General features: G+C 58.4%; 11 protein-coding genes. 8 read left to right on the plus strand and 3 right to left on the minus strand.

Going from position 1 to position 13072, the window contains the following annotated elements:
- Nucleotides 1-77 precede the first annotated feature (77 nt).
- The 4 genes from ACH3PB_RS00195 to ACH3PB_RS00210 are packed head-to-tail and all read left to right on the plus strand — an operon-like array spanning nucleotide 78 to nucleotide 4955.
- The gene (locus tag ACH3PB_RS00195) at nucleotides 78-1475 is read left to right on the plus strand and encodes an FAD-binding oxidoreductase (RefSeq protein ID WP_416397454.1); all 1398 of its coding nucleotides are present in this window, start codon (nucleotides 78-80) and stop codon (nucleotides 1473-1475) included.
- Nucleotides 1475-2254, plus strand: a complete 780-nt coding sequence (locus tag ACH3PB_RS00200; protein WP_416397455.1) for a fumarylacetoacetate hydrolase family protein — start codon at nucleotides 1475-1477, stop codon at nucleotides 2252-2254. The genes ACH3PB_RS00195 and ACH3PB_RS00200 overlap by 1 nt, the downstream gene beginning before the upstream one ends.
- A 28-nt stretch (nucleotides 2255-2282) precedes the next feature.
- Nucleotides 2283-3971: an alkaline phosphatase gene (locus tag ACH3PB_RS00205; RefSeq protein ID WP_416397456.1), complete on the plus strand. Its 1689-nt coding sequence runs from the start codon at nucleotides 2283-2285 to the stop codon at nucleotides 3969-3971.
- A gap of 9 nt (nucleotides 3972-3980) precedes the next feature.
- Nucleotides 3981-4955, plus strand: coding sequence for a TraB/GumN family protein (locus ACH3PB_RS00210; protein WP_416397457.1), 975 nt, complete (start codon nucleotides 3981-3983; stop codon nucleotides 4953-4955).
- Here the strand turns inward: ACH3PB_RS00210 and ACH3PB_RS00215 are convergent.
- Complete coding sequence (locus ACH3PB_RS00215) at nucleotides 4939-6987, minus strand: GNAT family N-acetyltransferase (RefSeq protein WP_416397458.1); 2049 nt, start codon at nucleotides 6985-6987, stop codon at nucleotides 4939-4941. The genes ACH3PB_RS00210 and ACH3PB_RS00215 overlap by 17 nt on opposite strands.
- Before the next feature lie 53 nt (nucleotides 6988-7040).
- Between ACH3PB_RS00215 and ACH3PB_RS00220 the strand changes: the two genes are divergently transcribed.
- The 4 genes from ACH3PB_RS00220 to ACH3PB_RS00235 all read left to right on the plus strand — a co-directional run bounded on the left by ACH3PB_RS00220 (nucleotide 7041) and on the right by ACH3PB_RS00235 (nucleotide 10367).
- Entirely contained in the window at nucleotides 7041-7775 is a 735-nt protein-coding gene (locus ACH3PB_RS00220; RefSeq protein WP_416397459.1) for a methylthioribulose 1-phosphate dehydratase, read from the plus strand.
- A 13-nt stretch (nucleotides 7776-7788) separates the two neighbouring features.
- The gene (locus ACH3PB_RS00225; RefSeq protein WP_416397460.1) at nucleotides 7789-8352 is read left to right on the plus strand and encodes a 1,2-dihydroxy-3-keto-5-methylthiopentene dioxygenase; all 564 of its coding nucleotides are present in this window, start codon (nucleotides 7789-7791) and stop codon (nucleotides 8350-8352) included.
- Nucleotides 8349-9116: an acireductone synthase gene (mtnC, locus tag ACH3PB_RS00230; protein WP_416397461.1), complete on the plus strand. Its 768-nt coding sequence runs from the start codon at nucleotides 8349-8351 to the stop codon at nucleotides 9114-9116. Before ACH3PB_RS00225 ends, mtnC begins: the two co-directional genes overlap by 4 nt.
- 78 nt (nucleotides 9117-9194) lie before the next feature.
- Nucleotides 9195-10367 carry a DUF3080 family protein gene (locus ACH3PB_RS00235; RefSeq protein ID WP_416397462.1) on the plus strand — a complete coding sequence of 391 codons (1173 nt, stop codon included), beginning with the start codon at nucleotides 9195-9197 and terminating at the stop codon, nucleotides 10365-10367.
- Here ACH3PB_RS00235 and ACH3PB_RS00240 read toward each other — a convergent pair.
- Both ACH3PB_RS00240 and ACH3PB_RS00245 read right to left on the minus strand, forming a co-directional pair.
- Nucleotides 10336-11181, minus strand: coding sequence for an outer membrane lipoprotein-sorting protein (locus ACH3PB_RS00240; RefSeq protein ID WP_416397463.1), 846 nt, complete (start codon nucleotides 11179-11181; stop codon nucleotides 10336-10338). The two genes, ACH3PB_RS00235 and ACH3PB_RS00240, sit on opposite strands and share 32 nt — an antisense overlap.
- A 39-nt stretch (nucleotides 11182-11220) precedes the next feature.
- On the minus strand, nucleotides 11221-13032 hold the full coding sequence (locus ACH3PB_RS00245) for a GspE/PulE family protein (RefSeq protein WP_416397464.1): 1812 nt from the start codon (nucleotides 13030-13032) through the stop codon (nucleotides 11221-11223).
- Nucleotides 13033-13072 lie beyond the last annotated feature (40 nt).

Here is a 13072-nt window from a genome sequence, read left to right on the forward strand (position 1 = left end):
TACAGATCCAAGCAGAAAAATAGCGGGCTATGGTAACATATATGCCCCGAATCTTTGGAAGCATAAAGAGCCAAGCTATGAGTAATGTTGTTATCGAGTGGCTCACAAGCCAGTTTGGTGAGCGCGTACTGACCGATCAGGACTCCCTCGAACACTACGGCAAAGACTGGACCAAGAAATTCATTCCTGCGCCAACCGCCATCGTATTTCCGAAAACTACCGAGGAAGTTCAGGCACTTGTGCGCTACGCCAACGAGCAGAAGCTTGCACTTGTACCTTCTGGCGGCCGGACTGGCCTCAGTGGCGGCGCTGTGGCTGCCAATGGTGAAATCGTCGTCGCCTTCGACAAAATGAATGCGATTGTGGATTTCGATGCCGGTGACCGACTGGTGCAGTGCCAGGCTGGCGTCATTACCGAGCAGCTCCAGCGCTTCGCCGAAGAGAACGATCTGTATTATCCAGTTGATTTCGCGTCTGCCGGCAGCAGTCAGATCGGCGGCAATCTCTCAACCAACGCTGGTGGCATCAAGGTCATACGCTGGGGCATGAGCCGGGACTGGGTGGCCGGACTGACCGTGGTGACAGGCAAGGGCGACATTCTCGAACTCAATCGTGGTCTGGTTAAAAACAATACCGGTTATGACCTGAGCCAGCTGTTCATAGCGGGTGAGGGCACGCTCGGCTTTATCACCGAAGCGACCATGCGGCTGACCCGTAAGCCGAAAAATCTTCAAGTCATGGTACTGGGGCTCAGCCACTTCGACAATGTCATGGATGTGCTCAAGACCTTCAGCAAGACTATCGAAATCACCGCCTTCGAGTTTTTTTCGCATCAGGCCATGAGCCATGTGCTGGCCCACGGCGGCGTCGCGGCACCTTTCGCTGAAGACGCGCCGTACTACGCCTTGCTCGAATACGAAGTGGCTAGCGAGGCGGTCGAAGAGGAGGCCATGGCGCAGTTCGAACACGCTGTCGAAGCAGGCTGGGTGGTTGATGGTGTGGTCAGCCAGAGCGAGGCGCAGGCCGCGAGCCTGTGGCGACTGCGTGAAGGTATCTCCGAAAGCATTGCGCCACATACGCCGTACAAGAACGATATTGCGGTCAGGCCCAGCAAGGTGCCAGAGTTCCTGCGACGTATCGACGAGGTGGTGAGCGCTGAGTATCCGGACTTCGAGATTATCTGGTTCGGCCACATTGGCGATGGCAATCTGCACCTGAACATTCTCAAGCCAGCCGATCTGGACAAGGCAACCTTCTTCAGCCGCTGTGAGCGCGTCAATACCATGGTGTTCGATATCGTGAAGGACTGCGGGGGTACGATTTCCGCGGAGCACGGGGTGGGGCTGCTGAAACAGCCTTATCTGCCGTACTCTCGAAGTGCAGAGGAAATTGCCTACATGCATGCCATCAAGGCGGCCTTCGATCCAAATAACGTCATGAATCCAGGGAAACTTCTGGCTGCTGGAGCGTCCTGATGTCGCAGCGCACTCACGAGGACGTTTTCACGGTTGACGGCGAAGCCTCGCCCTTGCAGACGGGCAAGATTGTCTGCGTGGGCCGCAATTACGCGGCCCACGCCGCCGAACTGAACAACCCTGTACCGGAAGAGCCGATTCTGTTCATCAAGCCGGCCAGTTCGCTGGTGCTGCCTGCTGCCGATGGGCTGACGAACTGTCCGCTTCATGATGCGGGGAGTCAGCACGATGAATCACTGCATTATGAAACGGAGATTGCGCTGCTCATAGGTAGTCGGATCGGTCCGGATCTGGCGGGCGATCATGATCGGCTCGCCTCGTGCGTGGCCGGCATCGGCCTTGCGCTTGATCTCACCAAGCGTGAGCTGCAGTCGGTTCTGAAGAAACAGGGGCACCCGTGGGAGCTGGCGAAAGCCTTCGATGGTAGCTGTCCGGTTGGCGGCTTCGTTTCACCGGCGAGTTTCCTTGGGCAGACTTCGCTGCAGCCTGACCGACTATGGACAGCGCTGGGCTTCGATATGCGCTTCAACGGTGAGCTACGTCAACAGGGCCGTGCCGGTCAGATGCTGACCGGGTGTATCGAATTGCTCAGTCACATCAGCCGCCACTTCACCTTGCACCCTGGCGATGTGGTCCTGACCGGGACGCCGGCGGGTGTGGGCGCGTTGACACCTGGTGCAGTGCTTGAGGTTACACTCGGTTTTTCCGATGATGATGCCGAGGCGAGCGCCTTAATCAATGGCGTGCTGAATCATACCTTCCGTTTTGCCGGCGCCTGACACCGCTTATCTAGTCCACGGCTGGCGCATGAGTTCGCTGCTGCAGGCCGTGATGGTGGTGTTGATGCTGGCGCTCTTGACGGCGCAGCTCAGTCCGCCCTACATAGTCCAATGGCTGCCGCTCGACGCCCTGGTGTTGCTTGGGTTGATCATTCTGCTGCCAGCGGCGGCTGCTCGGCTATTGGCCCGTATCAGTGGCGTGCTTTTCCTGCTCATGTCGGTGATTGTGCTTTCGGCGCTGGCCATGGCTTACAGTTTGAACCGGCCCTTCAATCTGCTGCTGGATGCACCGCTGCTATTGGCGGGATTCGATGTGCTGGCCGGCAGCATTGGCAGCGTCCTAGCCTGGCTGAGCTGCATAGCGGTCATCGTACTTATTGGCGTTATGGCCCACCTCGGTTCGACCACGCTCATTCGGCTGAACCACACGGCATTGATCATCGATGATCGAAACAAGCTCGTTGGCATACGCTCGCTGCGATTCAGAACTGCTTGCGCGCTGTTAGTTGGCGCTACATCGTATGGCGTCTTCGGGTTTGTTCAACACGGTAGCCTGCCGAGATCGGCAGTGCTGGATCTCGCCCTGCATCAGATGGAGACTTATCGCCAATCAGTGCAGTCAACTGCCGAGCTGCGCCGTCAGCTACAGGACGCACCCGTGCCCGCAACGGCTATGAAACGATTGGAAGACCGGCATATTCTCCTCACCTTTATCGAATCCTACGGCGTGTCGGCCGTGCTCGACGCGCCCTATAGCGCCGTGCTTGTACCCCGGCTCGAGGCTATCCAGGCCGAGCTAGCGCAGCGCGGTCTTCATATGGCGACGGGGCGGCTGCGCTCTCCGGTGCAGGGCGGCCAGTCCTGGCTCGCGCATGCGACTGTTCTGAGCGGGCTTTGGATCGGTGATCAATTTCGCTATGACGAACTGGTGCGCAGCGATGCCACCACGATGATCGACGATTTCTCGCTTACCGGGCATGACACATTAGCGGTGATGCCTGCCATCACCGCTGCATGGCCTGATGGCACGCGCCTTGGCTATGACCACGTCGCCGATAGCGCCGGGCTCGATTACGCGGGGCCAACGCTCAATTGGGTCACGATGCCTGACCAGTACACCATGTCCTGGCTGCGTGAAACCCTGAAGGCATCGGCGGATCAGCCCGTCTTCGCCGAGGTGGCCCTGATCAGCAGTCATGCGCCATGGACACCGGTCCTGCCAATACTTGAAGACTGGGATGCCATAGGGAACGGTGAGGGCTTCGAACGATTCCTTGCAGATGCCGAAGCACCGGAATCGCTTTGGCAGGACCCGCAGCGGGTGAGGACTCAATATGCCCGGGCGGTGGAGTATTCGCTCGGCGTAATCGGCAGCTATGCGGTGTCGTTTCTGGATGATTCGCTCTTGATCGTGATGGGTGATCATCAGGCTGCCCCCATCATTACTGGCGATGGCGCCTCCCGAGATGTGCCTGTGCATGTCATCAGCCGTGACAGGACACTTGTCGAGGCATTCCTCGCCAGCAGCGGCTTCAGGGCAGGCATGGCGCTACCGCCAGCGTCGGCCAGTCTTCGGATGGACAAATTCAGGGGACTGATGCATCGTCTGTTTCAGCAGACTGCGCCTGTCGTGGCCGAAGTCAGTGCAGCAGAAGTGACGCCAGCGCTGATCCCGTACGACGAGGGGTCAGCCCATTATCCTGCAACAACAAGGTAACAATCCATTATGACCAGCTTCAATCTGGCAAGACTCCCGCGGCCCCGTCACTTGCTGATGGCGCTCGCGCTCACTACGTCATTCGCCGCTCAAGCGCTCGACCCTTCAGCGGAAGCATCCGAGCGATCAGGAGTCGCTGCTGAATCCGCTGTTACTGGTCTCTTCTGGAAGGTTGAGCCACCAGCAGACGCAAAGGAAAAGTACGCCCCTGGCTATCTGATCGGCACCGTGCACATCGCTGACGAAAGCTATTATCCCTTGGCTCAGCCCATCATGCAGGCTATCGATAATACCGACGTGCTGCTGGTCGAGCTGGACGATGCACAGGGGGACCAGGCAGAGAATATGAAACTGTTTACCTCGTTTGCGTCACTCCCCAAAGGGCAGACCATTGACGATCTCTACAGCCCATCCACTGTCAAGAAACTCGAACAGGCGGTGGAAAGCGTTGGTGTACCTGCGGACAGTATTCGTAAACAGAAGCCGGTCTATACCGTGGTGACGCTAAGTGTGATGCAGGCCATGCGGCAGGGGCTGTCTCCTGAGTACGGTATCGACCTCTACCTGAGCAGGCAGGCACGCAAGCGACCGTCGCTCAAGGTCAAGGGGCTTGAGACCTTCGAGGGGCAGATGAAACTGCTCGATAAGCTGCCTTCTGATGAGAAGGCGGTACTGGGCTATCTGGAAGAATTTCAGCAGGCGCCAGAAATGTACCGTGACATGGGCGACGCCTGGAAGGCCGGTAACGGTGGAGCGCTCTATCAGGCAGCCATCGCAGAGCCAATGCGTGAGGCGCCTGAACTGAAGCCCTTCTACGAGATGCTGTTCTTCGAGCGCAATGAATCGATGACCACTGGCTTCAAACAGTGTCTGAGCGAAAATACGCGCTGCATGCTGGCGGTGGGTGCCGGCCATATGGTGGGGCCGGGTGGTATAGCGGATCTGCTCAGGAAGCAGGGCTTCAGGGTCACTCAGGTAAAATAGCGCGAGCGTAGGCTGCGCGCAGTCCGGCCACGACCGCCTTTTTCCCGGCCAGACCGGTAAGACGAGTCAACGCGGTCCAGTCAGTACCGGCGATCATCTCGCGCAATGCGCTCTGCCAGTGCGTGTCAAGCCTGTCGGGCCGGTGGCCGGTGTCGATATATAGTAAAGACAGCACGGCTTCCACGGGCCTGGCTCCCAGGCAGAACAGTTTGATGAGCTCATGCTCCCACGCCTCCAGCGGCGGCTGAGGCCAGAAAAGCAGCCCTGACTGATGGCCCTGCCTATTTGCCCCAGCCGTGTCCGTGGCCAGCGCGCGACTACGGGCCGAAAGGGCACGCTGCTGTATTCGCTCGCCCGACTCATTCCGCGGCTTCAGGACCAGCAGGGCTTCGCCACCGTGACTTCCTGACTGTCTCTGTCCCTGTCGAACCAGTGTGTAGTCCTGGCTGAGCCAGAAGCTCAGACTGACTGGATCATTGCCAAAGCTGGCCGAGTGAAGTGCGCTCGTCTCCCCGACGCTGGGTTCCAGCATTTCAAGATGTCGTAACAGCTGAGTCGCCAGGCCCCGTCTGCGATAGTCCGATGCCACAGCCACCCGCACGATGCGCACAACTTTTCGTTCGAGCGAGTCTTGTATGCCGAGCTGCTGAGCCAGCACTTGTTGCGTGAGGTGCCCACGCGGTCGCCGTCTCCCAAGCCAGATCGCCTCCCGAAGCTCGGCGTCTTCAAATGGCAGTTCGCTATCGGTCATCAGCAGCGCAACGGGGTGTCCGCCGGACTTATCAAATATGCCTGTGAGCGTGATGCCAGGGCTATCGAGCAGCACACGGGCATCGTCGGCGCTGGTCTGATAATGGCTCTCCATCAGCAGTCTCATTACAGCAGAGAGCTTGGCCGTATCAGCCGCAAGCGCTGCCTTATCGACGATTTCTGGGGCGCCAAGGAGTATCGGAAAGCTCGTTTGGTCATGTTGGGGCCGCTGGAACAACAGCGTGTTGGCCACAAAGGCTTCGACAGGATCATCCGCGTCCCAGCGTATGGCCTGTTCGAGCGTATGCCAGTGAGGCGCGCGACCTTTGGACTGCAAGTGGCCAAGCAGTCTGAGTCGAAAGCCCTGGCCGCTGCCTTCATAGCCATGGCTGGTCGAGGCCAAGACCACCTGGTCGGCGATATCGATCAGTCCCAGCAGCATGGGAAGAGGCAGGGCTGCTGCTTCATCGACAAACAACAGGTGCAGGCGTTGGCCGGACGACAAAAGGTCATCGGGTGCACGATAGCTGAGTGCACCGCCAGATTGTCGCAATGCGACGCTGCATTGCCAGGGGTGCAGAGAAGTCACGCAGATAACAGAGTCGTCAGTCACCAGCTTGCCGGCCAGGAAGCCAAGGAGCGTTGACTTGCCGCGTCCTCGCTCTGCACTGATGATATCGACGCGACCGGCGCCTGCCGTGATCTGTGCCAGTACGGTGGCCTGTTCGCGGCTCGTGCTGACGTGGGGTTCTGAGTTGGCCTGCCGCTCCTCGTCGGGATGGCTATTGGATGGGCGGATTGCGCGAATGAGTGAATCTATCGTGGCGTCGATAGCTGATGCATTCACAAATTGTGGTGCGCCAACAGACGCTTCAAGCGCGTTCATGAAATAGCGGATGAAAAGCGCCGGGCTGTCTGCGGCCGTCCATGGGTGCGCCAGGAGGCGCTCATATTCCGGATCGTCGTAGGCCAACCAGGCCGGCGGCGCCGGCGTCAGAAGCACGATTAGTCCACCACCACGAACCGTGGCTGACAGGGCGGCAAAGGCATTCGGCGAAAAGCCCGACCAGGCGGACACGACCAGGAGGTCATAAGTCTGGCCGAGATAATCATGATATTTGCTCTTGAAACGCTCATCGACAATGAGCGCCCGCAAGGGCTGAGCCTCTGGCTCCTCCAGTCGTCCATGCAGCTGGCCGAGCAATTGACCGGCGGTTTGCGCGTCGGCACACAACCAGTGCAGCTGCCGATGTCCGGCGCCAGGCGGCGCATCATCAGTCATGACTATAATGCAGACCACGGCTGGCTGCGCAGCGCCATTTTGCGCAGGCTTGAATGAAAGATGATAATCTCGGGCAATTCTGGAATCATAGGGCCGATGATACCGGGCCAGAGGCAGGCAGCACAAAGACCATGACGATAAAAGACTCCGCATTCGGACCCGCCGCAGAGCAGCTCATGCAGGCAGGCCGTTTTCTCTACGGCCAGGGCTGGTCACCAGCCACCAGCAGTAACTATTCAGTGCGCCTCGATGCCGACACCGCAGCTATTACCGCATCTGGTCGACACAAGGGCCAGCTCATGAAGGCGGATATCCTGGCGATCGATCTGCAGGGGCGACTGCTCGAGATCGAGGATGTTCCATTCGATCCGCAGGAAAAAAGCTCGGCAGAAACTGCGTTGCATACTGGCCTTTACCGCCGCGATCCTAACATAGGCGCTGTGCTGCACACGCATTCGCCTGCAGCAACCATCCTGTCCAAGTTCCTGCAGAAAGACGGCGTGCTCGTGGTGGATGACTACGAAATGCAGAAGGCGCTCGCAGGGCGGCACACTCACGAAACAGCACTTACGATCCCAATTTTTTCGAATACCCAGGATATCGATGCGCTGGCCGTGGATGTCGATAACTGGCTGAACAAGCATCCCGACTGTGTTGCCTACCTCATTGCCGGACACGGGCTGTATACCTGGGCCAGCGACATGCGCAATTGTCTGCGGCACATCGAGGCTCTGGAATTCATTTGCAGTTGCGAACTCGAACTGATGAAACTATACCGAAGACAATAGTGAGGACAGCTGAATGAGCAAACTATGGATCTTTGAGGTGCGTGACGATGAGTCCCCGGTCGCCAGCGCCTCGGTAGAGACCACTGATGGAAGTGATATTGCCAGTCATCTGGCCGACATCGGTATAGCCTTTACCCGCTGGGAAGCGCGTGAACTGCCGGAATCGGCCACGCCAGATGATGTACTGGCCATCTACGAAGATGATATCGAGCGCTTCAAGGCACAGAAGGGTTTCACGACAGCTGATGTTATCGCCCTGACGCCTGATCATCCGCAGAAGTCCGAGATGCGCAAGAAGTTTCTCGATGAGCACAAGCACAGCGAAGACGAAATTCGTTTCTTCCTGCGAGGTCACGGCCTCTTCTACATTCATCACGCCGACCGAGTGTATGCCATACTGTGCGAACGTGATGATCTCATCAGCGTGCCTCATGGCACGACACATTGGTTCGACATGGGGCCGGAGCCGGAGTTTATGGCGTTGCGCCTGTTCACCAATACCGAAGGCTGGGTGGCTGACTTCACCGGCAATCCAATCGCCACTCGTATTCCGCGTTATGAGGCCTTGATGGGATGAGCGATGCCGCGAAAATAGCCCGAGTCGCCAGACCTGCAGCCATCGTCACCGATATCGAAGGCACGACTAGCAGTATCGCTTTCGTTCACGAGACGCTGTTTCCCTTCGCCAAGGCTGCCATCGATGACTTCATCATGGCTAATATCGACGAGCCCGATGTGCTCGACCTACTGGATGAGGTGCGCATCAAGGCTGGCCTGCCGCGAAAGCAGGCTATCACCGAGCTCATCGAAGACTGTCTCGAAGCCTTGCACGGGTGGATGGATGCCGATGTGAAAATCACGCCGCTGAAGACCCTGCAGGGCCTCATCTGGAAGCAGGGCTATGAAACCGGCGAGCTGCGCGGCCATATGTATCCCGATGCGGTTGAGCTACTCAAGACCTGGCATGCCGCAGGCATCGATCTCTATGTCTACTCATCCGGCTCCATTGCGGCGCAGAAGCTGATGTTCGGGTATTCCGAAGCAGGCGACCTCAGGCCACTCTTTACTGGCTACTTCGACACCACCACTGGCGGCAAACGCGAAGCCTCGTCTTACCGCAGAATCGCTGAACAGGTAGGGCAGCCGCCCGAGCGTATTCTTTTTCTCACCGATATCATTGAAGAGGCCGAGGCTGCCGAGACGGCCGGTTTCATGGTGGTGCTGCTACGGCGTCCGGGTGACGCCCCAGCCAAAGTCGAGGCCGAACGTGACAGCTTCGGCGAATGCGACATCGACGTCGTCGAGAGCTTTCGCGCCATTGAGTTTAGCGACCCGGGCTGAGCGCCGCGTTGCCGGACCTGCAGTGAGAGCGTGCAGCCGATGGCGTGCAAGCGACGGGCTGCAGGTGGAGGCGGGCGGGTGAAACCCTGGCGGGCAGTCGGTAATGGTCTGCTGATGCCTGTGCTCACCGCGGTCATGCTACTTGGCGGCTGCTCTGCCGAGTTGTTCGGTGACCCTGAAGCTGACTTCGGTGATTATCGTCAGCGCCTGGCGCGGGTCTTCGATACCGCATTTCCCGCAGCGCCACCCCCGCCAGAAGTCCTCAGCCCACGATATCCTCAGCGCCGTGACCTACAGTTGCAGGCCAGCGAGTTCTCCCTCGGCATTCTGGATATATTCGCGCTGGACGCCTGCACGGTGGGTCAGCTGGTCGCGCAGCGGAACAGTGCGCTGGGAAAAGTCATGTCTGCCAGTGCGGTATGGCGTTATGAGCAGGCTTTCCTCGCCTCGGTGGACGACTGCGTACAAACACTTGGTGAAGACGCAGCAGAAGCTACCGCGCTGATGACTGCACTCACTGAAGTGCGTGACATCAAGCGCCGGGAATTGGGCATTGCGCAATGGAACGCCACCTTCGCCAGTGCAGAATTCCAAAGTATGTTCTCCACTGGCGACGGACTGCTGCAACGTAACTTCCGCGTGGCCCCGTCGCAGCAGTTGAGCCGGGTACTTGAAAGGTTGCTGGCTTATGTCGAGGGCGAGCCAACTGCGGCGCTCGAAGATCTTGAGACCATCAATGCCACACTGGTCGCCAACCCCTATCCCGGTAGAGTGCTGCTATCGACGCAAGCCATGACAGCGGAGCTGGAGAGCATTTCAGACACACTCGAAGCGCTAATGACTGGTGGAGACGGCAAGCCCTGCCGGCCAGCCATGCTTGATGAGGAAACATCGAAGATAGTGGTGAATGTACTGGAGCAGGTGTACGTAAAGCGTATTCAGCCCTACCTGGCTGAGTTACAGAAGGCCGGGCATGCGTGGATTGGTCCGCTTGCGAGGCTGGCTGATGCCATCAGCATCGAAGAGCAGCCGGCAGTCTTCAAAGCATTCGCCGAAAAGTACCTCGACCCGAAGGCGGGCATCTGGGCAGATTTTCAGGCGGCCAGCCGCCGCCATGCCAGCCTATGGACGCAGGTACGGCCGCCAGTAAGGCCTGGCTCGGCCGCTGCTTCGGTGACCGAGCCAGATTCTGCTGCAGGCAGCGATGTGGTTGCCGCCGTTAGCGGGCTCGCTTCAGACTGTTCTCGGTAAAATCCTGCTCGGTCAGGCCGGTCTTGAACTCGAGGTTCTGTAGTTCCAGACTCGTACTTTTGCCGGTCTGATGATTCTCCATGACACTGTTCAGGCCTCGCCAGTATTGATCGAGGTACTGCTTGAAATTACTGACGCTCAGCGTTTTCAGGAGCTTCTCCTTCCGGTCGTAGAAATCGACCTTGTGCACCCGAAATTCCGCGGTATCTATCCATGCAACCTGCTTGGTGTAGCCACTATTTTCGTCGACAGGATCACGTTCCACCACGTAACAATCAAGCGGGTCCGCACCTGGGCAGGCCTCATTCCGCAGATATTGATAGCTGAATTTCTCGACTTCCTGGCTGCTGAGATCCTCGAAGGCGAACTCGCTGCCGACGAAAGGACCAGACTTGTTGTTGGACGCAATGCGCTTGACCCGCTTCAGGGCAGGCAGATACAGCCACTGATCATCTGTATCGATCTTATGCGAGTGCGTGAGCAGGGCAGTGCCGGCGACGTCGCGCGGCGAGTCGAATATCGTCAGGCTCTTGTCGCCATCTTCAGGCACCTCCAGAGACATAACCCGAAGTTCACGGCGGCTCTCGCGCCCGCCCTTGTTCTTCAGCACCATGATCATGTCGGCTTTGGAGTCGCTCCAGCCTTCGTCTCGCCGTTCGGCTTCCTGGGCAATCGCCAGGCCCTTCTCCTCAGCGGATTTTCCTTCCAGAGACAGTGCCGCCATGGAGGACGCAGCAAAGGCCGTTGTCAGGGCTGCCAGGAGTAGCCGGGTGGATGTCTTGAGGGTCGGCATGGCCGCGGACTTCAGGTTCATTATAATTGTTCCGTGCAACAGTGAGGTTGGCTGCGGATACTAGCAAACCCCTGTCGAAGGTGTCACCCGCAGAACCTCGCCCGGTGTGGTCAAGCCTTGCGCGATCTTGTTGGCACCGCTCAGCCGCAGCGTTTTCATGCCTTCCCGCATGGCCTGCAGGCGCAGCGCATCGATATCGGTGTGATCCTTAATGTGGTTACGCACGCCCTCGCTCATTAGCATGAGTTCGTAGACGCCTGCTCGACCACGAAAGCCGGTGAAGCGACATTCGAGGCAGCCTTCGGCTTCGAATGTCGCTGTCGGCATCTCAGCTTTCCAAGGGCTCACCAGGGCTTTCCAGTCCGCTGGATCCAGTTTTGCCGGCCGCTTGCATTCAGGGCAAAGCGTACGCACCAGGCGCTGTGCCATAACGCCAAGGACAGTGGCCTTGACCAGATACGGTGCTATTCCCAGTTCGAGCAATCTGGTGATGGTGCCAGGCGCGTCGTTGGTGTGCAGGGTGGAAAGCACCAGGTGGCCCGTCAACGCGGCCTGTATAGCCATTTCGGCCGTTTCAAGGTCGCGGATCTCGCCGATCATGATGATGTCTGGATCCTGCCTGAGCAGTGCCCTCACGCCTGTCGCAAAATCGAGCTCGACCTGGGCCTGCACCTGAATCTGGTTGAAGGCCGGCTCAACCATCTCGATCGGATCTTCAATCGTGCAGACATTGACCTCCTCAGTCGCCAGCGATTTCAGCGAGGAGTAAAGGGTGGTGGTCTTGCCGCTGCCGGTAGGCCCGGTGACAAGAATGATACCATTGGGCTGCGCGATCATCTGCCGCCAGCGCTGTAGCTCATCCTGTGACAGACCCAGCTCGCTGAACGAACGCAGCAGCACGTCCGGATCGAAAATCCGCATAACCAGCTTTTCACCAAATGCGGTCGGCAGGGTGGACAGGCGAAGCTCGATTTCCTTGCCGCTGGGATTCTTGGTCTTGATGCGGCCATCCTGCGGCTTGCGCTTTTCAGCGACGTTCAGTCGGCCAAGAATTTTGAGACGGCTGACCACAGCCACATTGACCTGTATCGGCATCTCATACACCGGATGCAATACACCATCGATGCGGAAGCGCACGTGCCCCAGCTTCCGACGCGGCTCTATATGAATGTCGCTGGCGCGCTGTTCGAAGGCATACTGCAGCAGCCAGTCGACGATGCTGACGATATGCTGATCGTTGGCATCGGCCGAGGCCAGATTGCCGACTTCCAGCAGCTGCTCGAGGTTACCAGTGGATGCCGCCGCCCCCGCTTTGGTGCGGGTCTTTGAGAAGGCCTGAACTGAACTCGCCAGCTTGTAGAACTCGATCGTGAAGCGCTTGATATCAGCAGGGCTTGCCACGACGACGCGAATATCCTTGCGCAGCACATGCCGGAGATTGTCCTTCCAGTTTTCGATAAAGGGTTCATGCGTGGCAATGGTGACCTCGGTCTCACTCACCTCGACCGCCAGAATGCTGTGCCGCTGGGCAAAGGGGAAGGACATCACTTCCGAGACGTCGCCCGCATTGATCTTTAGCGGGTCGATGTGAAACAGGGGGAGGCCCGACCGCTCGGCGAGCCAGGCGGTAAGCCTGTCGAGGGTCAGCACCCGCTGCGATTTCTGGTCGACCAGTTCTGCCTGCGCCAGGCTTTCCAGTGGGTGAGGCAGTGCAGTTGCACCAGTGCTGCTGTGCGTTCGTGCGCCCCGGCTGGGCTTGGGTTGAGCGAGATAACGTTCACCTGCCTCCCGCGCCAGCAGTCCGTCATCCACCAGTGCCAGCACGAGGCTACGTTCATCGATAGGTGCAGCGGGAAACTTGAATGCAGTCATGTCGAAGCTCAGTCAGGAATATGGCCTCAGTATAGGTGAT

The organism is Allohahella sp. A8, from assembly GCF_047946665.1.
In the GTDB taxonomy this organism is placed as follows: domain Bacteria; phylum Pseudomonadota; class Gammaproteobacteria; order Pseudomonadales; family Oleiphilaceae; genus Allohahella.

Bases quoted from the DNA above. Each gene is read 5' to 3' on its own strand.
- ACH3PB_RS00205 (WP_416397456.1), top strand. From the start codon at position 2,283: ATGAGTTCGCTGCTGCAGGCCGTGATGGTGGTGTTGATGCTGGCGCTC.
- ACH3PB_RS00210 (WP_416397457.1), top strand. From the start codon at position 3,981: ATGACCAGCTTCAATCTGGCAAGACTCCCGCGGCCCCGTCACTTGCTG.
- mtnC (WP_416397461.1), top strand. From the start codon at position 8,349: ATGAGCGATGCCGCGAAAATAGCCCGAGTCGCCAGACCTGCAGCCATC.
- ACH3PB_RS00220 (WP_416397459.1), top strand. From the start codon at position 7,041: ATGAAAGATGATAATCTCGGGCAATTCTGGAATCATAGGGCCGATGAT.
- ACH3PB_RS00245 (WP_416397464.1), bottom strand. From the start codon at position 13,032: ATGACTGCATTCAAGTTTCCCGCTGCACCTATCGATGAACGTAGCCTC.
- ACH3PB_RS00200 (WP_416397455.1), top strand. From the start codon at position 1,475: ATGTCGCAGCGCACTCACGAGGACGTTTTCACGGTTGACGGCGAAGCC.
- ACH3PB_RS00215 (WP_416397458.1), bottom strand. From the start codon at position 6,987: ATGACTGATGATGCGCCGCCTGGCGCCGGACATCGGCAGCTGCACTGG.
- ACH3PB_RS00225 (WP_416397460.1), top strand. From the start codon at position 7,789: ATGAGCAAACTATGGATCTTTGAGGTGCGTGACGATGAGTCCCCGGTC.
- ACH3PB_RS00240 (WP_416397463.1), bottom strand. From the start codon at position 11,181: ATGAACCTGAAGTCCGCGGCCATGCCGACCCTCAAGACATCCACCCGG.
- ACH3PB_RS00195 (WP_416397454.1), top strand. From the start codon at position 78: ATGAGTAATGTTGTTATCGAGTGGCTCACAAGCCAGTTTGGTGAGCGC.